The 23,664-nt window shown below is 45.9% G+C and carries 22 protein-coding genes; 9 read left to right on the forward strand and 13 right to left on the reverse strand.

What is annotated here, in order from left to right:
- Positions 1-53: 53 nt before the first annotated feature.
- Together BM099_RS04405 and BM099_RS04410 are read right to left on the reverse strand one after the other, a co-directional pair.
- Positions 54-1,145, reverse strand: coding sequence for a polyamine ABC transporter substrate-binding protein (locus BM099_RS04405; RefSeq protein ID WP_090724944.1), 1,092 nt, complete (start codon positions 1,143-1,145; stop codon positions 54-56).
- Positions 1,146-1,443: 298 nt separating this feature from the next.
- Positions 1,444-2,790, reverse strand: a complete 1,347-nt coding sequence (locus tag BM099_RS04410) for a glutamine synthetase family protein (protein WP_090725262.1) — start codon at positions 2,788-2,790, stop codon at positions 1,444-1,446.
- A gap of 227 nt (positions 2,791-3,017) precedes the next feature.
- Between BM099_RS04410 and BM099_RS04415 the strand changes: the two genes are divergently transcribed.
- The 3 genes from BM099_RS04415 (at position 3,018) to BM099_RS04425 (ending at position 6,434) form a co-directional block, all read left to right on the forward strand.
- Positions 3,018-3,734: a GntR family transcriptional regulator gene (locus BM099_RS04415; protein WP_090724946.1), complete on the forward strand. Its 717-nt coding sequence runs from the start codon at positions 3,018-3,020 to the stop codon at positions 3,732-3,734.
- Between the two features lie 255 nt (positions 3,735-3,989).
- Positions 3,990-5,372, forward strand: coding sequence for an aspartate aminotransferase family protein (locus tag BM099_RS04420; protein WP_090724949.1), 1,383 nt, complete (start codon positions 3,990-3,992; stop codon positions 5,370-5,372).
- 225 nt (positions 5,373-5,597) lie between these two features.
- Positions 5,598-6,434, forward strand: a complete 837-nt coding sequence (locus tag BM099_RS04425; RefSeq protein WP_090724952.1) for a helix-turn-helix domain-containing protein — start codon at positions 5,598-5,600, stop codon at positions 6,432-6,434.
- 74 nt (positions 6,435-6,508) lie between these two features.
- On the opposite strand, the gene BM099_RS04430 is transcribed toward BM099_RS04425, so the two are convergent.
- Positions 6,509-7,996, reverse strand: a complete 1,488-nt coding sequence (locus BM099_RS04430) for an aldehyde dehydrogenase (RefSeq protein ID WP_090724955.1) — start codon at positions 7,994-7,996, stop codon at positions 6,509-6,511.
- 278 nt (positions 7,997-8,274) lie between these two features.
- Here BM099_RS04430 and BM099_RS04435 point away from each other — a divergent pair, with 278 nt between their 5' ends.
- Positions 8,275-8,958: a TorF family putative porin gene (locus BM099_RS04435; RefSeq protein WP_090725264.1), complete on the forward strand. Its 684-nt coding sequence runs from the start codon at positions 8,275-8,277 to the stop codon at positions 8,956-8,958.
- Between the two features lie 81 nt (positions 8,959-9,039).
- On the opposite strand, the gene speB is transcribed toward BM099_RS04435, so the two are convergent.
- A complete protein-coding gene (speB, locus tag BM099_RS04440) occupies positions 9,040-9,996 on the reverse strand; it encodes an agmatinase (protein ID WP_232348860.1) in 957 nt (318 codons plus the stop codon).
- Between the two features lie 134 nt (positions 9,997-10,130).
- Between speB and BM099_RS04445 the strand changes: the two genes are divergently transcribed.
- On the forward strand, positions 10,131-11,063 hold the full coding sequence (locus tag BM099_RS04445; protein ID WP_090724958.1) for a LysR family transcriptional regulator: 933 nt from the start codon (positions 10,131-10,133) through the stop codon (positions 11,061-11,063).
- Between the two features lie 79 nt (positions 11,064-11,142).
- Here BM099_RS04445 and trmH read toward each other — a convergent pair whose 3' ends face one another.
- Positions 11,143-11,841, reverse strand: coding sequence for a tRNA (guanosine(18)-2'-O)-methyltransferase TrmH (gene trmH / locus BM099_RS04450; protein WP_090724961.1), 699 nt, complete (start codon positions 11,839-11,841; stop codon positions 11,143-11,145).
- 221 nt (positions 11,842-12,062) lie between these two features.
- Between trmH and BM099_RS04455 the strand changes: the two genes are divergently transcribed.
- The 3 genes from BM099_RS04455 (at position 12,063) to BM099_RS04465 (ending at position 14,144) form a co-directional block, all read left to right on the forward strand.
- The gene (locus BM099_RS04455) at positions 12,063-12,722 is read left to right on the forward strand and encodes a CoA transferase subunit A (RefSeq protein WP_090724964.1); all 660 of its coding nucleotides are present in this window, start codon (positions 12,063-12,065) and stop codon (positions 12,720-12,722) included.
- Positions 12,719-13,366, forward strand: coding sequence for a 3-oxoacid CoA-transferase subunit B (locus tag BM099_RS04460; RefSeq protein ID WP_090724967.1), 648 nt, complete (start codon positions 12,719-12,721; stop codon positions 13,364-13,366). Before BM099_RS04455 ends, BM099_RS04460 begins: the two co-directional genes overlap by 4 nt.
- Positions 13,367-13,691: 325 nt before the next feature.
- Positions 13,692-14,144, forward strand: coding sequence for a tellurite resistance TerB family protein (locus BM099_RS04465; RefSeq protein WP_090724970.1), 453 nt, complete (start codon positions 13,692-13,694; stop codon positions 14,142-14,144).
- A gap of 49 nt (positions 14,145-14,193) precedes the next feature.
- On the opposite strand, the gene BM099_RS04470 is transcribed toward BM099_RS04465, so the two are convergent.
- The 5 genes from BM099_RS04470 to BM099_RS04485 form a co-directional block, all read right to left on the reverse strand.
- Positions 14,194-16,713: an ABC transporter permease gene (locus BM099_RS04470; protein WP_090724973.1), complete on the reverse strand. Its 2,520-nt coding sequence runs from the start codon at positions 16,711-16,713 to the stop codon at positions 14,194-14,196.
- Positions 16,697-17,356 (reverse strand): ABC transporter ATP-binding protein, encoded by a 660-nt coding sequence (locus BM099_RS04475; protein WP_232348861.1) that lies wholly within the window; start codon positions 17,354-17,356, stop codon positions 16,697-16,699. Before BM099_RS04475 ends, BM099_RS04470 begins: the two co-directional genes overlap by 17 nt.
- A 97-nt stretch (positions 17,357-17,453) precedes the next feature.
- Entirely contained in the window at positions 17,454-17,579 is a 126-nt protein-coding gene (locus BM099_RS20765) for a hypothetical protein (protein ID WP_269750458.1), read from the reverse strand.
- 26 nt (positions 17,580-17,605) lie between these two features.
- Positions 17,606-17,917, reverse strand: coding sequence for a DUF6482 family protein (locus BM099_RS04480; protein WP_090724979.1), 312 nt, complete (start codon positions 17,915-17,917; stop codon positions 17,606-17,608).
- Between the two features lie 80 nt (positions 17,918-17,997).
- Positions 17,998-20,172 carry an exonuclease domain-containing protein gene (locus BM099_RS04485; protein ID WP_332311445.1) on the reverse strand — a complete coding sequence of 725 codons (2,175 nt, stop codon included), beginning with the start codon at positions 20,170-20,172 and terminating at the stop codon, positions 17,998-18,000.
- Positions 20,173-20,270: 98 nt separating this feature from the next.
- Between BM099_RS04485 and BM099_RS20390 the strand changes: the two genes are divergently transcribed.
- Positions 20,271-20,609, forward strand: a complete 339-nt coding sequence (locus BM099_RS20390) for a hypothetical protein (RefSeq protein ID WP_177201082.1) — start codon at positions 20,271-20,273, stop codon at positions 20,607-20,609.
- A gap of 7 nt (positions 20,610-20,616) precedes the next feature.
- On the opposite strand, the gene BM099_RS04495 is transcribed toward BM099_RS20390, so the two are convergent.
- The 3 genes from BM099_RS04495 to BM099_RS04505 are packed head-to-tail and all read right to left on the reverse strand — an operon-like array spanning position 20,617 to position 23,542.
- The gene (locus BM099_RS04495; RefSeq protein WP_090724986.1) at positions 20,617-21,300 is read right to left on the reverse strand and encodes a LutC/YkgG family protein; all 684 of its coding nucleotides are present in this window, start codon (positions 21,298-21,300) and stop codon (positions 20,617-20,619) included.
- A gap of 3 nt (positions 21,301-21,303) precedes the next feature.
- A complete protein-coding gene (locus BM099_RS04500; protein ID WP_090724989.1) occupies positions 21,304-22,728 on the reverse strand; it encodes a lactate utilization protein B in 1,425 nt (474 codons plus the stop codon).
- Positions 22,718-23,542, reverse strand: a complete 825-nt coding sequence (locus tag BM099_RS04505; RefSeq protein ID WP_090724992.1) for a (Fe-S)-binding protein — start codon at positions 23,540-23,542, stop codon at positions 22,718-22,720. Before BM099_RS04505 ends, BM099_RS04500 begins: the two co-directional genes overlap by 11 nt.
- Positions 23,543-23,664 lie beyond the last annotated feature (122 nt).

Consider the following 23,664-nt stretch of genomic DNA (forward strand, 5'->3'; position numbering starts at 1 on the left):
AATAAAGGGGTGAATATTTCACCCCCCTTTTTAGTCAGCAATGACTACCAATGTTAACGGCCCGTTTTAATACCACTCCATGCACGCGTTAACAGACGGTCAAACTTGGCTGTATGTGCATTTTGGGTGAACAGGTTTGCCTTTACTTCATTTGAAGGATAAATACCCGGGTTGTTACGTACTTCATCAAGCAACAGAGGCTCTGCGGCGGTATTCGCTACGGCGTAATAAACATAGTTAGAGATACCGGCGGCGGTTTCTGCTTTGAGTACAAAATCGATGAATTGGTGAGCAGCGTCAGGGTGTGGGGCATCAGCAGGAATCGCCATCAGATCAAACCACACTAAGGTGCCTTCCTTTGGAATCGCAAAACCAATGACGTTACCCTGGCCTGCTTCTTCCGCACGGCTCTGAGCCTGCAGGATATCGCCGTTATAACCCAGCGCTACACAGATCTCACCATTAGCAAGGTCAGAGATATATTTACCTGAGTGGAAATACTTGTAACTATCGCGTACTGAGTTCATCAGCTCAGTCGCTTTTTTTAGATCAGCCTTTTTCTCAGAGTTAGGATCCAATCCCAGATAATTCAGCGCAATAGAGATCACCTCAGCAGGTGAGTCAAGCAGACCGATACCACAATCAGCTAACTTTGCAGCCACTTCCGGTTTAAAGATAAGGTCCAATGTATCAAACGGCATATCTCCCAGGCGCTCTTTAACCATCGCTTCGTTATAACCCAGGCCAATCGTCCCCCAGGCATAAGGTACGTTGTGCTTATTATCGACATCGTGACGGGCAATTTTTTCCGTCAGGACGCTATCAAGGTTGCCGTAGTTGGTGAGTTTAGAACGATCAATCTCTGCATAAATACCCGCCTGAACATGACGTTCTAAAAATGCCCCTGTAGGTACAACAAGATCATAACCGGTACTACCAGACATCAACTTGGCTTCTAATACCTCGTTAGAATCATAAACGTCATAGTTAACTTTAATACCTGTTTCCTGTTCAAACTGAGCAACCGCTTCAGGGTTAATATAGTCTGACCAGTTGTAAATATTAAGAACCTGCTCTTGTGCAACAGCAGCGGTAGAAAGCGTAATCGCCAAAGCAGTGACTAAACCCAGTTTTTTAGGACTCATTAATATTCTCCATCAGGCAGTGCCTGTCTTAACTAAAAGTTATCTGAAACTCGTGTTATCTAACTTCAGCAACAGCTTTGTATCGATTAACGTGCAAACCTCAAATACAAAACTATCTCTTATTATTTTTTATCTTTCTGACAATCCTTGCAGAAAACTTATCGTCCATGTAAAAGCATTCCCATCAATTTACGCTAGCTCGGCTTTCAGGCTAAATACCCACCGGGGGGTATTTAGCCGAAAGTATCAGCGCTATTGGTTACAACTCTTGATTACAGCTCTTAATTACTACTACTTATTACAAGAGGCCAAGATACGCTTCGTACTCGATATCCGAGATCTGCTCATGTAGCTTTCTTTGCTCTTGCCGCTTCGCCGCCGAATAAACACGAATAAACTCTTCACCAAGATACTCTTTCAGTACATCGCTTTTAGTAAAGATGGCAGTGGCATCATCCCATTTGATGGGCAAAACCAGGTTGTCATCAGTTTCTGCAGTTTCCGCATTCGCATCCCCTTTAATTGGGGCCGGTGGTTGCAACTTGTTTTCGATGCCATAGAGCGCACCGCCCAAAATTGAAGCTAACACCAGATAAGGGTTAGCATCAGCACCCGCAACACGGTGCTCTATACGACGAGCGACTGGCGGGCTTTCTGGAATACGAATAGCGACCGTACGGTTTTCATATCCCCAGCTTGCATATGTAGGCGCATGAGCACCGACCATAAAGCGGCGATAAGAGTTCATATGCGGAGCAAAGGTCAACATGCCATCTGCCATCGTATGCATTAAGCCGGCAACCGCATGCCTCATCACATCCGTTCCTTCTTCGCCGCCATTGTCGAATACATTCTCACCCGCTTCATTCAGCAAGCTGAAGTGAACATGCATGCCGTTACCGCTTTTTTTAGCGTAAGGCTTAGCCATAAACGTCGCGGAATAACCCTGCTTTCTGGCTATCCCTTTTACCAGACGCTTGAACATAATCGCCTGGTCGCCGGCCAACATAGGGTCGGGCACATGATTCAGGTTTATCTCGAATTGGCCAGGGCCAAGCTCAGAAATAATAGTGTCAGCAGGAACGCACTGGATATCGCAGACTTCACGCACTTCGGTAAAGAAGGCTGATAAGCAGTCCATTTCATCAATCGAGTAGCAGTCTGTTTCAGACAGACGACGTCCGTGCCCTTCAATTAATACCGGTGGACGCGGACGCTGAGTTTCTTCGGACATCCCGTCCATCAGATAAAACTCAAGTTCTGTTGCAACAACAGGCGTCAAACCCAAGTCTTTAAAGCGCTTCACAACACCGCTTAACACCTGACGTGGATCTGCACCAAAAGGCGAGCCGTCGGGGTTAAACATCATTGCCAACACCTGGTCGCGCGGAGAATCTGCCCAAGGCACAGGGATGGCGTCATCATGCACCGGCATGCATACGCCATCACTATCGCCTGTTTCAAAGACCAGGCCGTTTTCCAGAACGTCATCGCCCCAGAAATCAAATCCAAGCACGGAACGAGGCAACTTCACACCTTCGTCCATGACTTTATATAAAGCACTGCCCGGCATACGTTTGCCGCGCAAATTACCGTTTAAATCTACAATAAACAGATCAAACTCATTACCCTTTTTAGCATTCATAGCAAATTCTCGCTCAACATCTTTTTTATACATTTTTTAATGAAATAATATGTACATAGTTTCACATAATCACTTCAAGAAATAACTATATTTTGTGATCACAAAGAACAATATTCTTGTCATCGGAAAAATAAAACAGCTTCATTACAGGCTTTACTAAAAAAATCATACACCTTGTTTAGTGATCGCATTAGAATAGAAAAAAACAGCCAGAACCAAAAGCGATTATGGACAAGAAGTCTCCTATTAAAATCACATTAACTGAGCGCGATGGCGCTGTAACTATCACCCAGTGGGTATATGAGACATTAAGAGGCGCCGTTATGAACGGCCAGATACTACCGGGACGGTCGTTAACGATACGCGAACTAGCAACACTACTCGATGTCAGCCCCATGCCCATCAGAGAAGCGTTGCGCCAATTGTCCGCCGAAAAGGCACTGGAAATTCAGGGAAACCGTCGCGTCATGGTGCCTAAAATGACCGCCATGAAATTTACTGAACTGTACGAAGCGCGTATCGCTATCGAATCGCATGCGGCTGCCAGAGCGTTACCTTATATTGATAAGGCTCGCTTCATGCGGCTGCGTAGTCTTGATCAATTGATTAACATAGCCCAGGAAGAGAACAATCTTGAGCAGATCAGCATACTCAACCAGAATTTTCACCGCTTGCTGTATACCGCCAACCCGCACCAGGTAACACTGCCTCTGATTGAAAGCCTGTGGTTACAGTTAGGGCCATTCATGCGGTTAGCCACCAGCAAACTGGAAGAGCATTACCTGATTGACCGGCATAATGAAGCCATGACGGCCATCGAAAACCAGGATGCGTTCGCTCTACAGCTTGCCATCACGGCAGATATTCGTGAAGGAATTGCCTTTGCCGGTACCCCCGAGCTTTTACACAGTTTTATCGAACAATCGCACATGGCCGCCCACTAAAGCATCCCTTCCCCTGTCCATTTTATAACCAGCATACCCAGATCAAAAACGTGCCCGCAAGCGTATCTGGCAAAACCCTTACGCGATTTTTAGTCAGCTTTTTTATTGACTTTTAAATTTTGTGATCACAAAATAACGAACAGTCACGGAACAAACGCCGATTAAGACATCCCATTTTTATGATCACATTTAATGGTATCAATGTGATCCCTTATTACGCTTTCAACTGCGGGTGAAAGTATTCCGGAGAGCAAGATGCACACCGATAAAGAAAATTGTTCATCAATCACAACAGAGATTCAGTCGCTTGATGCTGAGCACCATTTGCACCCGTTCACGAATACCGGTGCCCTCAACAAAAAAGGTGCGCGTATTATTACCAAGGGAGAAGGTGTCTATATCTGGGACAGCGAAGGCAATAAAATTCTCGACGGCATGGCAGGCCTGTGGTGCGTCAACATGGGCTATGGACGTAAAGAGCTGACAGAAGCAGCGACCAAGCAGATGACAGAACTGCCCTTTTACAACACCTTTTTCCAGACAACACATACACCCGTTGCTGAACTTGCCAAAGAGATCGCCAGCATTACTCCGGGCGACCTTAATCACATCTTTTTTGCGAACTCAGGTTCTGAGGCGATCGACACCATCATTCGCATGGTGCGCCACTACTGGGTGATTAAGGGCAAACCTTACAAAAACATCCTGATTAGTCGCGAAAACGCCTATCACGGCAGCACCGTCGGCGGAACCAGCCTTGGCGGCATGACAGGCATGCACAAACAGGGGGCTCCTTTGCTACCTAATATTGAGCGTATTCGCCAGCCATACTGGTACGGTGAAGGCGGTGATATGACAGAAGAAGCGTTCGGCATCGCCTGCGCACAGGCACTCGAAGAAAAAATTCTGGCGGTGGGCCCCGACAATGTTGCCGCCTTTGTCGGCGAGCCGATTCAAGGCGCGGGCGGTGTTATTGTTCCGCCAGCAAACTATTGGGCTGAGATTCAAAAAATCTGTAACAAATACGATATTCTACTGGCTGCTGACGAAGTCATCTGCGGTTTCGGCCGTACAGGCAACTGGTTTGGTAGCGAAACGTTAGGTATCAAGCCGGACATTATATCAATGGCTAAAGGCTTATCGTCTGGTTATTTGCCCATCTCAGCCGTTGCTGTGGGCAATCGTATAGCGAATACTTTTATTGAGCATAATGACGACTTCAACCACGGCTTCACCTACTCTGGCCATCCCGTTGCGGCGGCGGTTGCACTGGCGAATATCCGCCTGATGAAAGCAGAAAACATTGTCGAATATGTCGCTAAAGATATCGGCCCTTACTTTCAGAAAAAGTTACGCGAAGCACTCGCAGACCATCCTCTGGTGGGCCATATTGAAGGGGTTGGATTAGTCGCGGGGATTGCCCTGGTAAAAAACAAGGACACCAAAGAGTTCTTCCCGGGCAATCTGGATATCGGCATGATCTGTCGTGATCATTGCTTTAACAACGGCCTGATTATGCGTGCCGTGGGTAGCCGTATGGTTGCTTCACCACCACTGATTATCAGTCACGCTGAAGTGGATGAGCTGTGCGAAAAAGCGCGTCTTTGCTTTGATCTAACACTGAAATCCGTTAGCTAGAGAAACAAGAACGAGTAAATAACAGCACTGTTAAGGTGCTGTTATTTATGCTGTTATAGTATTCTTTTACAGATAGCTACATACGCTTTTACTTATACAGTTACATACGCTATTACTTATGCAGTTACTTATTCAGCCACTGACTCTCTCTTCCTTAAGAAATCTGCTACTTTTATCGTATTACAGGCGTCTATTACCCCAAAAAACCAAGGATAAATCGAGCTTATGAATCATAAACCCAGCTTAGACAGTACCTCGGCAAACTGGCAAAAAGACCTTGCATACGTTATCGACCATATACGCTTACGTAATTTTCCTAAAGCATTAGCGGACCTGCTGGCGACACAATGCAATGTCAGCTCTATCCTGATGGTCACTTACAAAAAGTCGTTTAAACCTATCATCCTGCACCCGACAGACCCTGCTGAACAAAGCCCGACATTACGCACCTATATCAATCAGGCCTATGTTCTGGACCCTCTTTTTAATGCGATTCAGGCAGGTATCAACCCAGGCCTTAGCCGCCTTATAGAGATAGCCCCGGATTCTTTTGAAACCACTGAGTATTACCAAACTTGTTATAAGAATTTTGATTTGATTGATGAGATCAACCTGATTATTGAGTTGGATAACGAGGTTACCTGCACCATTTCACTGGGGCGTAACTCAAGCTTAGGAACGATTACACGCGCAGAGTTAAACCAGTTAAAAGAGATCTACCCGATCATCAACTCATTGGTCCGACAATTCTGGCTCTCACAAAGCCAGGAATACGTACAGTATGAAAAATCAGAAGGCGCCATGAAACAAGCGCTGGAAACTTTTGGCAGCGGTGTATTAACCCGTAGAGAACAAGAGATATCGGGACTGATTTTACGCGGGCATTCATCTAAGGCGATTGCCGGCAAACTGAATATCAGCCTGGGTACCGTCAAGGTTCACCGTAAAAACATCCATACGCGCCTCAGCACTTCGACACAATCTGAGATATTCACTTTGTTTCTTGCCCACCTGAACGAACTGGAAGCCGCCGCGCCAAGCGCCGAAGCGACTCCTGTGTAAAGTCCGGCGTAAAGTCCGCTGTAAAGATTAACGCAGCCTGGGCTGCGCTAATTTATGAGTGGTCGATTGCCACCTTATAGCCGAATCCAGACATTTTTCAGCTCAGTGTACTTTTCTAAAGCATGCAAGGATTTATCCCGACCATTGCCGGATGCTTTAACACCGCCGAATGGTACGGTTGAGTCACCTTCACCCCAGGTATTCACCCACACCATACCACTGTGAATTTTACGGCTGACGCGGTGTGCGCGTGAAAGATTAGCTGTCCACACAGAAGCACCCAAACCATATTTAGAATCGTTTGCTAACGCAATCGCTTCCTCTTCTGTTTCGAACTCACATACCGCGAGTACCGGACCAAAGATCTCTTCCTGTACAAAGGTCATGCCATTGTGCGCTTGTGAAACGATGGTCGGTTTGGCATAAAAGCCTTTACCTTCCTGATATTCAGGCAAGCCGCCAAGCAACACTTCACCGCCCTCTTCCTCAGCTGAGCGAATAAAGCGTGCCACCGTATCTAACTGCGCCCGATCTACCATTGGCCCCATATTGGTGGCAGGATCAAGTGGATCACCCGGCTGATAACGGCTGGCGGCTTCAATCAGTGCCGCTATAAACTCCTCTTTAATGCTTTTCTGTACATATAAACGAGAGCAAGCAATACAGACTTCACCCTGATTTGAAAAGATCGCTGCTGCAGCGCTTGCGGCTGCTTTCTTAACATCCTCACAGTCAGCAAAAATCAGGTTCGGAGATTTACCTCCCGCCTCCAGCCAGACACGTTTGAGGTTAGACTGGCCCGCATACTCCATCAACATGCCCGCAACCCGCGTAGAACCGGTAAAGGCCAGTACGTTCACATCGTTATGCAAGCCTAATGCTTTGCCGGCGGTATGCCCAAAGCCCGGCAAAACGTTGAATACACCATCTGGAATACCCGCTTCAGTGGCCAACTCTGCTAAGCGCAAAGCACTCAGCGGTGACTTTTCAGACGGCTTCAGAATAACGCTGTTTCCTGCGGCCAGAGCGGGAGCCAGTTTCCATGTCGCCATCATTAGCGGATAGTTCCACGGCGTGATCGCCGCCACGACGCCTACAGGCTCATGGCTGATCAGCGCCAGCGTATCTTTTCCTGTTGGGGCGATTTCACCGTAAAGCTTATCGATGCATTCCGCCGTCCAGCGGATGCAATCGATGCTGTCTGGAATATCGATAGCGGTCATTTCCGCAATGGACTTACCCATATCCAGAGTATCCAGCAGAGCAAACTCATCTTTGTGTTGTTCCAGCAGATCTGCCAACTTGAGCAAAATACGTTTGCGCTGTTTTGGCTCAAGTTCTGACCACACGCCAGAACGATAAGCCTGCAGCGCACTGTCTACCGCCAGATTAACGTCAGCTTCATCGCAGCTGGCAACATCGGCTAACCATTGCTCGGTTGCCGGATTCATACAGGGAAAGGTTTCGCCACTCACCGCTGGCTGAAAACGCCCATCGATATACGCCTGATGGCGAAAAGTCAGGGACTCGCTTAACGCTTTCCACTTACTAAGATCTGTCATTATCAATTCTCTCTACTCTGATCGTGTTCTGGTCATGTTCTGTTCGTGTTCTGGTCGCATTTAGCGTATCAAAACCTATATAAATACAGATAACAGCCAGTCTACGAGAACCCACACAAGACAATATATACACCGGAGTAGGTAGCGCTAACCCAGTACCTACTTCAAGCTACCTACAGAAGGGTATATAAACTGATCGCTACTATTTACAAAATAAGAACCGCTATGACTCATACATTTTCTAAACAAAAAGGTATTTACAGATGCAGGATCTCCCCTTGAAAAGAGTTTTTACAGGTTTAACGCTAGCTTTAGTCATCAGCAGCACTCAAGCTGCCGAGGTATCAGGTACTGTCGGTTTTACCAATGATTACCGTTTTCGCGGTATTTCTCAGACCTCAGGTGATGCCGCCATTCAGGGCAGCCTTGATGTCGCTTTTGAAAACGGCGCCTATGCAGGCATGTGGGGCAGTAATGTTGACTGGGGTGATGACGCCAATATTGAAATCGATTACTACGTAGGCTTCAGCAACGATATTAGCGACGACCTGAGCTATGACGCCTTTTTTGCTTATTACACCTACCCAGGTTATGAAAGCGCCGATGGTGACTACGCAGAGGTAAGTTTCACCCTGCTATACAGCGGATTAAACGATCTTGGGGATATTGCTGCTACGTTTGCTTACAGCAACGACTATTTCAACAGTGGGGATGATTCAAAATATATCGCACTGGATTACAGCTATGGCGTGACTGAAAACATCAGTCTGGACCTGCATGCAGGCCATAGTTTCGGCGCCGCATGGGACGGCTATGGTTACGAGGATTACTCCATCGGTTTATCAGGCAGCCTGGCTGGGCTAGATCTGGCGGTTAACTACCTGAGCAACACACTGGATGTCGCTAAAACCAACGACTCCGACGATAACACCGTGGTCTTCAGCGTGTCTCGTTCGTTCTAATTGCTTAGCTGTAAATAAATAAGTTAAGCCTTCTTCAAGAATGCACTTGGCCGCCTGCTCATCACAGGCGGCCTTTTTTCTTTATGCTATTTTATTCGCCGCAAGCACATACAGGTATTCCAGCGCCAGGGTTGCACCTGCCAATGAAGTGATCTCGGCATGATCGTAGGCCGGCGCCACTTCAACAACATCCATACCGACCAAATTCAGACCCTGTAAGCCACGGATAATCTTTAATGCACAATCAATACTGATACCAGCCACTACAGGCGTACCAGTGCCCGGAGCAAACGCCGGGTCCAGACCATCAATATCAAAACTGACATAGGCTTTTTTATCGCCGACACGCTGCTTGATTCTCTTCAGTGTTTCAGCAGGCCCATGTTCACCGACCCACGCCGCATCCAATACTTCAAACGGATGATTTTCAACCGTATAAGCGGTACGAATACCTATTTGCAGTGAATGCTCTGTATCGACCAGACCTTCCTGTACGGCATGATGAAAAATAGTGCCGTGATCATATTTACTACCGCCAGAATAAGTATCGGTATGCGCATCAAAATGAATCAAGGCTAGCGGACCATGCTTTTTGGCGTAGGCTCGCAAAACAGGCAAGGTAATGAAGTGATCCCCGCCGAATGTTAAGGCACTTTTCCCTGCATCCAGAATCTGTGAAATATGCGCTTCCAGATTGTCCACCAGCGTTTGTGGCTCACCGTGTTTAAACTTCACGTTACCTGCATCCGCAACATTCAGATGATCATCCAGCGCAAACGTCCAGGGCCAACGTGCGCCTTCCCACACCAGGTTGACGGAAGCCTGACGCACGCCTTGAGGCCCAAAACGCGAACCTGATCGCCCCGATGTCGCCATATCAAACGGCACGCCACTGACGATGACTTCAGCATCACTTTGCGATAATGTCGTCAATGCCGGAAACTGCATAAACGTCATTCCCATTGCGCCATATAACGGCATATCCGCATCGGCTACCGAAACACTTTCATTAGCAACAACATCATTCGAACCAGACATCCACTCTTCCTTATCTATCAAATTTAATTAAGTAAACATTAAAGAAAGCATAAACCCTGAAGAATCATTAGTTAAATGCATAGTTATAATATATAAATGTATAGGATTAATACTTAATAAAACGAACGACATAAATGAAATCACTGCGTCAGTTTGATTTAAACCTGTTAATTATCTTCGAAGCACTGATCAGCGAGTGCCATGTTAGCCGTGCCGCCGAAAAAGTATTTCTCAGCCAGTCGGCAATGAGCCATGCACTCAACCGTTTACGCCAGTACCTGAACGACCCATTGCTAGTCAGAACCGAAAACGGCTTACAACCCACACCACGAGCACTGGAAATGCTGCCCGAGATACGCAAAGCGTTGCAGCTCATCGAGCTTACGCTCAAGCCCACTGAGCTTTTTAAAGCGAGCAGCAGCCAGCGCACTTTCAGCATTGCCAGCACCGACTATTTTGAATCAGTGGTTTTTCCTGATCTGGTAAGTCATCTGCAGACGATTGCTCCGCATGTCAGGTTACAGATAGAGATGATCAGTGAAGATGCATCATCCTCCAAGCTGGAAAACCGTCAGGTGGACCTGGTTGTCGGCATGGACGCTTCAAAAAAAATACCGGCTCATCTGATTGCTGAGCATTGGATAACCGAGCAGCTAGTCTGTCTGGCGGGTGTCGCTAATACTGAGGTAGGTAAAAGCTTATCAATTCAGGAATATATTAATCTGCCGCATGCAGTATTCTCAGATCTGACTGGCGACCATTCCAGTAGTATCGATAACTGGCTGAGCACCCAGCAGCTATCGCGCCAATCGATTGTGCGCACCGTTAACTATATGGCTGCCGCACGCATCGTCGCGCAGACATCCGCCATCATCACGCTTCCCTCTCATATGGCGAACCTGTTCAGCCAGATGCTGGCCGTGCGTGTCGTCACACCGCCTGAAGGAATGCCGGGTGTTGAAATGACGACTATCCACCACCCTCTGTTCGATAATGATCCCGGGCTAGTGTGGCTTAAAGAGCAGATTTCTCTTCTGGGAAGGCAACGCAGTAGCTCTTTAACTTAATGCTCTATTCCTCTATCAACTCCCTAACTAACTCTCTAATCAGCGCCCTTATGCACTCTCTTAAGAACCGGGATCAAACTTACCAATCGCGTTTAATCGCCGTACCATCGCGAAACGCCTGGTACCAGGCAGCGGAATCCTGCATCTCTAAATCATCATTCAACGGGGGGTACGCCAGCCCTTTTTTATGACAAAAGTCTGCCATATCAGGGAAACTCCACTCAAACAGGGTATCTGTAAATTCGTCAGGATCGAGACGTGATTCATCATACAAACCGGCTTTCATACGCTGATTTTGCGCTTCTACCATGATAATACCGGCCGCCGTGGAAACATTTAACGAACCCACCATGCCCATCATAGGGATCAGAATATGCTGGTCCGCCAACCCGGCTGCCGCATCACTAACCCCTTCCTTTTCCGAACCCATCAGAATCGCGCAGGGGATGGTGTAATCCACATCCCGATAGTCCACAGCACGATCAGAGAAATGCGCTGCATACACTTTTAACCCTTGCGACTTCACCTGCTGTATCGCCTGCTGACAACTCTCATGGCTGATCGTTTTAACCCAGCGGTCACTGCCTTTTGCCGTGCCCTTGAATATATAACCTGTTTTGGGTGTTACGGTATGCACATAAGGAATACCCACAGCATCACAGGTACGAATAAGAGCCGCCAGGTTTCTCGGCTTATGTACCTGATCAGTGATCAAATGAAGATCAGGCTGACGCCGCTCAAGGGTAGAAATCAGTTTCTGTTTACGTTCCGGTGTCATTGCTAAGCTCTGAAGTCATATTGGATGCGATATTTTAACGAAAACAAGCAGACTTAACTGCACTACAGTCTTTTATAAACCCATTTAGTCCTATATTTTATGAGTACTATCGAAAAATTAATCCTTTCATAATACTGATACAAAACACATTAATGAGGCTTGCTAGCGTCTATTATGCTTAGATAAATCAATTTCATAACGTTGCTAAAGGAAGGTTCACATTGAAACATCCTCTTTCCGTTACTGAAGCCATCGCCCTGATACCCGATGGCTCAACTATCATGATTGGTGGCTTTATGGGTGTCGGCTCGCCACTCAATCTCATCAAAGAATTGGTTCGTCAGGGTAAAAAATCCCTGTGCGTCATTGCTAATGACACGGCTCAGAAAGGCATGGCCATTGGCCTGTTAATTGATGCCCACTCGGTTAATAAAGTGATCGTATCCCATATTGGTACCAATCCGGAAACCCAACGGCAGATGATTGCAGGGGAGCTGGAAGTAGAACTATCACCCCAAGGAACGTTAGCAGAAAGAGTACGTGCAGGGGGATACGGTTTAGGCGGCGTATTGACACCTACGGGGGTTAACACGCTTGCTGCAGACGGAAAACAACTCATAGAAGTCGATGGTCAAAGCTTCCTGCTAGAACGTCCGTTAAAAGCTGATTTTGCATTAATTAAAGCACAACAATCCGACTACTTCGGCAATCTAAGATATCGTCTCACCGCACAGAACTTCAACCCTCTGATGGCCATGGCTGCAGAACATGTCATCGTCGAAGTTGAAGAGATGCTCCCTGTCGGCTGTATCCCTCCTGACGACGTACACACACCCGGCGTGCTGGTTGATATGATTGTGAAGAGCGAGGCCAAAGCATGAACGATAAAGAGATTATAGCCCGGCGAATCGCACAAGAAATTTTACCTGGTTCTTTAGTTAATTTAGGAATTGGCCTACCGACTATGGTAGCTCAATATGTAGACCAGGCAGCCAGCGTATTCTTTCAATCCGAAAACGGCGTGATTGGTGTCGGCGGTTTCCCTGAAGGAATGGAGAACCCCTCCTTAACCGATGCCGGCGGTAGCTTTATTGGCGTATTGCCTGGCGCTGCGGCGTTTGATAGCGCTTTTTCCTTTGGTCTGATTCGTGGCGGACATCTGGACATGACCATATTGGGCGGACTTCAGGTGGATGAACAAGGCCACTTGGCAAACTGGATTATCCCCGGAAAAATGGTCCCCGGCATGGGTGGCGCAATGGATCTGGTGACAGGTGCCAAACGCGTTATTGTCGCCATGACTCATAATGCCAAAGGCAAGGCAAAAGTCGTCGCATCGTTAGCATTTCCAATGACAGCCGACCGCAGAGTCGACCTGATCGTAACGGAAAAGGCCGTCATTCAACCTACTAAAAATGGCTTACTACTCAAAGAACTAGGCCCAGGATGCACACTCGAGGAGGTTATTAGCCTGACGGATGCCACCTTGATCATTCCTGACGACCTGCCGCATATGCAAATCTAACTAGCTATTCGCGGCTTCCGATAAGCTCAACCCCAAAGCGATTCTCATTTGAAAATCGCTTTGGGGACTCAGCGTTTACTGTGCGACAGCATCATCACAGCTTCAATGGCAGCGCTTAATATCGATCACATATCTAACGCAAACTTATCTAACGCTAACCGGGCTATCCGCTAACAAATTTTCAAAATCCCACAGATAAGAGGCAAGCATTCCTGCAGACGGGAACAAATTTTCAAAATCCCACAGATAAGAGGCAAGCATTCCTGCAGACGGGAACAAATTCACGCTATTACATGTCTACCCGTTTTAATGGAGAACCAAAAACATGATGACAAAGCTGAAAGCTTACCTGGAAACCTTTATAGCCTTCGATAGCGAACCAGACAGAGAACCACACACTTTGCTTTCTGTCGCTTCTGCTGCCCTGATGATAGAGGCACTACTATCAGACTATGAACGTAAACCGGAAGAACAAGCAACCATACTCGCACTGTTAAAGAAGCGCTTTTCCCTAGATCAGACGGCGGCGGAGGAACTGCTTAAACATGCTGAAAAAGCACAGCACAACGCGACCGATTATTTCCGCTTTACATCGCAGATTAACAACAGCTGCACACCTGAGGAAAAGGTAATATTGATCGAAAACCTATGGCGAGTTGCCTATGCAGATGGCGAACTGCATCATTACGAAGAACATTTTGTACGCAGGATTGCCGATCTGATCCATGTGTCACACACAGACTTTATTACAGCGAAGCTGAGAGTCGCAGACGAATAGTCTACGCTAAAGGCGTCTTTGGCTTGTCCTGATAAGATAGAAAAAACAGTTAATGGGAACTGCGCAACAATATAGCCGGCTTCAATCGCAGTCGATGCAACAGATAGGTTGCGCCAGAACCAAGCGCTAAAGTACTTACCGCTATTGCTACGATTGCTCCTAACCAAACCAAATCTGCAGAGGGTAATTTAAGGCGAAACTCAAGTAAAGGTAATGCTATGGCAGAGCCGAGTAAGACCGCAAACACTGAGGAGATAAGAGCAAGCAGCATATATTCCAATTGCAGGCTACGCCTGATGGTTGCCATTCTCACACCAAGGCTATGTAAGATAGTGGCTTCATATATTTGCCGGCTTCTACCCGCAGCCATAACGCTTATTAAAACCAGTAGACTCGCCAACAGGCTGACACTCGCTACCACAGCAAGCCCGGAGCCAGCCTTACCCAGAACTTGACGGGCTACCTCCAATAGTGAAGCAGTGCGTACCGTGATAACGTTGGGCGCAATCATGGCAATACGGTTTTGTGCCGCTATTGCTTGCTCGTCATCGACATATACGGCGCCAACATGTCTTGTGATAAATGGATCCAGAGCCTCCTTTGAAAGAATGCCTTCAAACCAAAACCGGGTTTGCATGCCCTTTTGACTGTAAATTGCGGCAATCTCTGCGTCAAAACTGCTTCCCTGGAGTGCAAAAGAGACCAGATCGCCCACGCGTAAACCGAGCTTTTTGGCTTCGCGATCCTCAAACGCGAGTTTGGGCAATCCGCTAACAGGTTCTGACCACCATGCACCATCGACGATAGTGACATCATCGATGTTATTGGATAAATAACTCAGCTTGTAACGTTCCTGAGAACTGTCACGCCGTTGATTTTCATTTAGCTGATTAACGTCACTTAGCTCACGACCGTTTAACGCCTTAATGCGGCCTCTGACTAACGGTGCTATCTCAACTTTTTTCACACCTGGAAAATCCTCAATAGCATCAACTACCACGTCAACCTGATCGTTTAAGAGATCGTATAACACAAGACCGGGAGATTGTTCTGGAATGGTATCGTTTAGCGTACGTAACAACGAAACGACTATTAAAGTACAAGCCACTAAAAGGGTTAAGGCAGAACCTAATGAGATTAACGACGTTCGCAAATCATTACCCGGTCGGTGTAAGTTAGCCAGCGCCAGCTTCAACGCCAAGCGTCCTCTCATCAACGGGTGATGTTCCATTAACCGTGCCCAGCGCCTAATACCTCGCACGACTAAATCAAGAATCAACAATAGTGCAGCTATCACTATGACAAAACCAACCGCAAACACGGTATCTGGCAGCACAAGCAGAATCATGGCAACGATTAATGTAGCGCACGCTAAAGTTGCTAACCACCATTTACGGGGCAGCGGCATGCCTTTCTGCGCCAGGCCACGAAAAAGTGATGCCGGGTCTGTAGCGAGTGCCTTACCTAGTGCGGGTAAAGCGAAACTATAGGCTGTCAATAAGCCGAAAGAGAAAGCGATAATGCCTGGATAAAACAGGTCGCCGAAGTTAATACTTATTGGGATCTGGGACGTCACAACCGAAGCACCGACTAACGTCAGTCCACTACCGATCAAGACACCCGACAAGCTAGCCGCTCCGGCAAGAATCGCGATTTGCAAAAGATAAACAATAGCAAGACGGCGGTTGCGCAATCCAAGTGCGCGTAGCGTAGCGATAGTTTTCAATTTACCCTGCAGATAGGCTTGTATACTGTTAAACACACCCAGTCCGCCAATAAACAAAGTGCTGAAGCCTATAATCAGCAACCCTGAAGCAATCTGACCTAAACGCTCTGAAAGACGTTGGCTACGATCATTAAACGTTCTTACTTGCCAGGTGTCGTCCGGAAATGCAGCATAAAAATTTTTTCTCCATGTTTCTGCTGACTGATCAGTACGCAAACGGTATTCATAATCTATCCGACTGCCGGGCTGGATTAGACCCGATGCCTGCAGCGCCTCAGCACTCAACAAAACGGGCGTTCCCCGCCAGTCAGCATTCAGGCTTCTATCAGGTTGTTTGAGTACAAGCGCCCTCACTTTCATTTTTAGCGCGCCGACAGTTACGTTATCGCCAACCTTAATGTCGAGTCGATTTGCCAGCGTTGGATCAATGGCAACGCCCCATTGATCATCAGTAAACGCTGTGATCTGCGAAAGTGGTCTGGATGGCTCCAACACTAAGCCACCGTACAGAGGGTACTGCGCATCCATAGTTTGCAATTCAATTCGCAAAAAACGATCGCTTTCGGTTCCAAGCATGCTATCTACTTCAGTGACCATTGAAACCACACCATTAGCTTTGATCCAGTTCAGTGCTTCCTCGGTTAATGGCTGGTTAGTAATCACCTGCAAATCTCCACCCATAATTACACGAGTATCAGCAAGCAAACTAAGGTTTACCAAACGATACAGACCACCCGTGGCTGATAACAGGGTTACTCCCAACACCAGGCAGGCGAAAAACACCCACAATGACTGACCACTCGAACGAAGGTCTCTGCATGCAAAATCAAACAGAAAGCGCATGATCCTGGTCCTCAACTAACTTGCCGCTTTGAAGACGCACGATGCGTTGGCAGCGCCGTGCAACTTCATCATCATGGGTAACCAATAGCAGAGTTGAGCCTGTGTCCTTGTTAAGAGAAAACAACAGTTCGATGATGCTTGCACCGGTGACTACATCAAGGTTTCCTGTTGGTTCATCTGCAAGTACCAATTTTGGTTTGTGTACTAATGCTCTCGCAATAGCCACGCGTTGCTGTTCTCCACCAGATAACTGCGCAGGATAGTGCTTTTCACGTTCAGCCAGACCAACCCTATCCAGCATTTTACGGGCGAGTTGATAGGCGTTTTTCTTTCCTGCAATTTCTAGTGGGAGTGCGACATTGCCCAGAGCAGTAAGACTCTGAACTAAATGAAAAGACTGAAAGATAATACCTAGCTGGTCGCGACGAATATCAGCTAAGGCATCTGCATCTAACTTATTGAACTTAACCCCATCCAGCATGATATCGCCAGAAGATGGCTGCTCCAGACCTGCAAGCAAAGTCAGCAAGGTTGTTTTACCCGATCCGGACGGGCCGACTATTGCCAGCGTCTCGCCTTCTTCAATGCTTAGTTGAGCGTCATTTAATACACTCAATTGCGCCTGCTCAAGCTTATAGTTCATACAGAGATTCTGTAGTTTAATCATTGCTTACCCGATAAGTATTATGAGAGAGCTCTCTGTGAATGAGTCGGACTTCTCGCTAATCCATAGCAACTTTTTATGAGCAAGAAGCCATACTAACTATGGCTTTGCTGTTGCGGCCAAAAATGCCGAAACTGCCAACTGAACCTTGCGTAACCGTAACCACACCGTTTTCAATTTCAGCACCCGATACGATGATCATGCCACGCTCACTTTTCAATACCTTAATCAGTATGGCTGTTTCATAGAAAAAGGTAACGTACTTGTGCTTTGTGCAGACGCTGGATTACCGATCATCTCATCATATGGCGATTCGTGTAGCATTTGTGAAGCCAATATATTCAGGCCCTCAAATACATCCCGGATCTGCTGCGAGCTGGTAAAACGCTTGGGACTGTTGCCCTCATATACCCAGCCGGTGCTATCACCTACGCTAAGTTTAACAAGGTAAACGTTCATCTCATAAGAATAGACTGTCAGCATATCTACCCTGGTGGGTTGCGACTTAATATCCTTGATGCAAAATTTAGTCTGTTGCATAGACTTTCCTCAGAGCGAATCAATTAGCATTAATTTTGTACGTTTCCCTAAGTGAATTGGATCAACATTTACTGTTATGGTCAGCTTTTATTATTGTTAAGTCGTTTTTCGTTCACCATGTTTAACAATTCACCCGCAGCAATAGCATCTGACATTGCGCGATGATGACGCTGCATATCAATGCCAAAATGCCTCGTAAGGTTTGCCAAAGAATAAGAGGGCAAGCCTTTATAGTATTTTCGCATCTCTCGTACCGTACAAAGTTTTGGTCGACGGTAATGCCGCTCTAAACGAGTAAACTCTTCTTTTATGAAGCCATAATCGAAATTAACATTGTGGGCGACAAATACACATCCGTTAGTGAACTCATCGATAGCATCTGCTACTTCAGCGAATAATGGTGCATCAGCGACCATGTTGTTATTAATACCCGTGAGTGCTGTGATATTTTGTGGGATGCGTCGCTGGGGATTAATTAAAGATTGCCACTGCGCCACGACTTCGCCGCCAATCATTTTAACAATACCTACCTCGGTAATACGATGATGTTGCGCCCTGCCGCCGGTTGTCTCTATATCGACAACCGCATAAGGCTGCATTGGGTCGATCGTCCAATTCACATTAGTAATGCGTACATCAAAGCCTAAGCTCTGAAGTTTTTGAATGCTGAGGAGTTGATTGCGACGCAGTTGATCACCTTCTGATTTTACTTCTTCAAAACGCAGCCTTTCATTTTCAATCAGCATTAAATCGGGAAATCCATCGCTCAAATTTTTCCAGTCCTGAGTCATGGCTTTCAGTAGTGATAACAGTGCGTCCAGATTACTGTGATTAATAAGCAAAATAAGGCGCTCTAATATATTTTTGCGCCATCTGAATATAATATTGCTCTGGCCATAGTATGTTGCTGCCGACAGAGAGAGCTGTTGAATCAATTTCGCTTTCGAATCCGTGCTGTTAAGCCGCATGTCAATATGGACTGAGGCGAGCTCATAAAACTGATTCGTTTTAAGTGATGACGGCACATGCTCAAACTCATTAGTTAAGCCTAACCCCTCTAGCTCGTATATTTCATGCCAGAAATATAAGCCAAATAACGCTCGCCAAATTTCATTTTCGGTGCGATAGGCTTTGCACTCCCGTTGCTCATAATAGGCGACGACTCCCCGCTCAACCGCGCCTTTATGCATTTCATCAATGAGCAGAGTTTGGCTGTTTTCACGCAACATATCGGTGAGTACGCTGGTACGCTTTTTATGATATTTACGCGCCAAAAAGTCTTCAGCAAAGGCCAGTAAATCCTCAGACAAGGGTGCGTCGATCATACGATTGAGTTCGGTTTCTACTTCGTCTGTTAAACCTAGTTTATAAGCCTCGCGTGCCCATTTTTCTTGCGCAACGCCCGTGTTAATTGTTTTTAAAACATCAATGGCATGAATTGCATCTTCTTTGAGCAGCTCGCAAGCCAATAAAAATTTTACTTTAGCGTCCAGCTCATTAGCTTTAGCGCCTATCGGGCGAGGTAAACTTTCAAGATTATTTAGAATAAGCGAGCGATTCAGCGGATGACGCTGTGCCCGTAATTCATTGTATAGAGAGTGCAAATCAAATGCTGATTTCGCGCTGTCAATGTCAGCGAATCGTGCCATTACCTGTGCTTGCTCCTTTCGGGTACGCATAACGCCCAGGTCGCGCATGGAAAATTGATTCAATGTGGAGCGGAAATTGCCAAAGTACAAATAAAGGAAGTAGCTAATATGTGTTTCAAAATTGCCTTGCCAATAAGACTGTGCAACGCTACTTGAGACGACTGCGTCTAGCTTAGATGACTCTAAAATACAGGTGACTAATATCGATTTAGCTTGTGATTTTTTATATACCAAGGCGGGCTTTTCAGTAAAACCAGTTTCATTCAATTCGTCGATAATTTGAATGATCTCACCTTTGGTGAGGTGTTCAATAAACGTACTTACTTTGCTTGATTCGAGGGGCTTAAACCATCTTTGTTGGAATAAAAATTTAAAATTAGCAGAAATATCTTCAACCTCTTCGTAGGTATAAGACGTCGGCTTTACAAATATAGATTTACGGTTAATAAAACGAACAATCAGGCATTGTTGTGATTTCGATAGCCCCATGAAGTCGTGGATGAATTGTTTATCAGCACTACTTAACAACACCTCACACGGACCCATCACAAATTTTAAAAATTCATGGAAATGGCTCAAATAGTAGAATGTAGGTAAAGATCGCAATGTCAGTATGCTCTATGTAAACGTCATCATCTTAAAGACGAGCATACTAAATAACTGTTTTTATATACAGCCTTTATTCTGATTCAGGCGCGTATTCATTGGACTTTTTGTTTGCTAACCCATTTAAAATAATCCACCAACCCAGGTTGATTTTGCATAGCGCTGAGGTTGTTGAGTTGTTTAGCCAGCTCCATTTCGGTAAAGCGTTTATGCAGGCCGGTGTGGCATTGTCGACAGATATTAATACCCGCAGCAAGTTCAGATTTGCTGTAGTGTTTTTTGAAAAACGTACGACGATGCATTTTCTTTGGGATCAAGTGATGAAAAGTGAGAAAGGTTTCGCGCTCGCACAAGGGGCAGAGACCAAAACCTGTCCTTCTTGGAATTTCCCCGGTCATCAATGCGGCCAACTTATCATTTTATTCGTCTGGACCTAATCAATTTTCACTGATCCTCGAGAATAATAATATGCAAAATTTCAGGCCCATGAGCTCCCTGAACTAACACCCCTTCTATATCGGTTGTGCCACTCACACCCGATATCAGACACATATTTCGCGGCGTCTCTCCCTTTTTAGCAATCTCATTTGCTATCAGGGCATAGTCATCCATATAGTGGAGTATTTTTGATTTTGGAATAACGGCAATAAGGTACAAGGGTAAAAAGTTCAGCAGGATGGGCATTTCTGTGCTTGAGTGAACAACAAACGACCCCGTTTCTGCAATACCGTACTCGGCCCAGCATAAACCAACCGTGTTATCTTTTTGAATATCTATATCCGTAGAGATACCCTGCCAATTCAGCTTTTGCAATCTATCGATACCCTGTACTTTAAGCTCTTGAGGTAAAGAATATTTACCCAGAAATTGATTGACCGAAGCGGGCAAGTCATCAAGTGCAGAAATCTTTTCACAGCTAGTGCCGATAACCAAACCCGCTTCAATGCGAAGCACTAATGCTTCAGTTGCATCGTCAGATGAAAGCTTTGGTCGGGCGAACTCACTTTCTTTTAGGATTTCAAGAGCTTCTTGCTGAATGGTCTCTGCATCCTTTGTGATGGTTGGTGTCGCATTTTTAATCGCACTAAAAATACTGGCTCTGCTCATATCACTTTTTTGATTATTCATTATTTATACACCATCACTTTTGGCTTTTTTCATCTTTCTATATTGCTGCATAAACGTTTTTGATTCTGGTTCAATCAAATCACGGTTACGGGTCCAACCCGACGTCAGTGGCATATATTTAATCCACCCCTGACGGCTGAACAGCTTCATAAAGACAACTCCGCAAGAACAAAACAATTGAAACACCCTTGGCCTTTTAGCCAACGCGGCAAAAGCTTGGACAATAAAACGGTTGGTTAACGGTTCATATTTCTTCTGCCAGGAGCGTGCTCGCAGCGAGCGTATTAATTTAGGGAGTGGGATATTAACCGGACAAACCTCTTCACAGCGCCCATTGAGTGTGCAGGCATGAGTCTGTTTGTTGGCCACTTCAAGGCTGTCTAAATGAGGCGTCAGAACCGACCCCATCGGCCCGGGATAAACTGAGCCATATGCATGACCACCAATATGTTTGTATACCACACAGTGATTCATGCATGCTCCGCAACGGATGCAACGCAACATCTCCTCCATGCCATCAGCTAACATTTTGGTACGCCCATTATCGACCAGGACAATATGGCATTCTTCAGGCCCGTCTGCATCATTAGCCCTTTTAGGCCCGTTATGGAAGGTGATGTATTGTGTGATTTCTGCCCCGGTAGCCGAGCGGGTCAACAATCGCAGTAAAGGCACAGCATGAGCCATTGACGGGACTAACTTTTCAATGCCTGCTGTCACTATATGAACTTTAGGCGGCGTTATCGTGAGTTCAGCGTTACCTTCATTGGTGACTGTGCACGTTGAACCACTATCAGCCAGCAAAAAGTTAGAACCACTGATACCTATATCTGACGTTAAGAATTTAGTACGAAGATCCCGACGGGCACTTCTGACAAGATCAGTAATCTCTTCGGAATAGGTTGGATCTAGGTGAAACTCCCTAAAGAGCTTGACGACATCTTCTCTACTGCGGTGCATCGCTGGCCAGACAATATGAGAAGGGGGATCACCCGCAAGCTGAATGATATGTTCTGCCAGATCCGTTTCGATTCGTTCGATTTCTGAATTATCAAAAGCATGTGTTAAGCCAATTTCTTCACCCAGCATAGACTTACTTCGGGTGACTTTTTTAGCCTTGTGCTGACGACAAATATCCAGAACAATCTTAGTCGCTTCTTCACCTGTACTCGCCCAGTGAACAATCGCTCCTTGAGCCAACGCATTTTTCTCAAACTCAGCCAAATAATGATCCATATACTTAATCGTATGATCTTTGACTTTTTGCCCCTGCATACGTGCATTTTCAAACTCGGGGAAGTTAGCAATCGCTTCGGCACGCTTCTTTTCGGCTTTATCAGTCGTGCGCCGAATAATCATTTTCAAATCAGGCTGCGCTAAAGCCTTGCTAACGTTCTTGTAAAAATCTTCAGGCTTATTAACTTGCATCTTTGCCTCCTGAAAGCTGTGGCGCTAAACCAGCCAGAACTTCAGCGGTATGCAATGCCTTTATTTCCTTGTGCCCTTCCCGATTGAGCTTACCCGCCATATTCATTAAGCAGCCCATATCACCACCGAGCAGGTAATCTGCTTCAGTAGCTAATACATTTTCGATTTTTTCGGCGACGATCTCATTAGAAATATTCGAGTATTTCACACAAAATGTTCCACCAAAACCGCAGCATTCGGCATGACCATTAAGAGGGTTATGCTCTAACCCTTTCACTTTTGACAACATCTTTCTGGGCTGTTCATAAACATGAAGAGAACGATATCCTGAGCAGCTATCGTGATAAGTATATGATCCCTCAAGCTCAATACCTGTGGGTTCGAAGTTACAAACATCGACCAGAAAGGAAAGGAGCTCATGCGTTATATCTGCCAAATGCTGCGCCCTTGCGAGCCATTCTGGCTGATCTTTAAAGACTTCGACAAAATTCTTTTTGATCATTGCTGCACATGACCCGGAAGGGACAACCACGTAATCAAAATTTTCAAATTGCTTAATCGTTTGATAGGCAATCTGACGTGTCCCTTCATCATCACCTGAATTAAAGGCGGGCTGTCCACAACAAGACTGGAGTTCTGGAACCTCAACATTGCACCCGGCTTGCTCAAGTAATGTTATTGAAGCGAAGCCTATAGAGGGGCGCATTGTATTGACTAAGCAGGTAACAAATAGCCCTACTTTCTTTTCGGAGATATTCAGGCAATCAATTGCATTAGATTGCGTTCGATCAGTATTACTAATTGTTTGAGACATTTACCCGCCCTTGTCAACGAAGATGTCGCTATTCTTATTTTGTTATAAGTCAGTTCAGGTATTTACCCAACTTCTCAATATGACTTTTAATCTAATACAAATAATGATTGAAAGCTTACTAA

Source organism: Neptunomonas qingdaonensis, assembly GCF_900113275.1.
In the GTDB taxonomy this organism is placed as follows: Bacteria; Pseudomonadota; Gammaproteobacteria; order Pseudomonadales; family Balneatricaceae; genus Neptunomonas; species Neptunomonas qingdaonensis.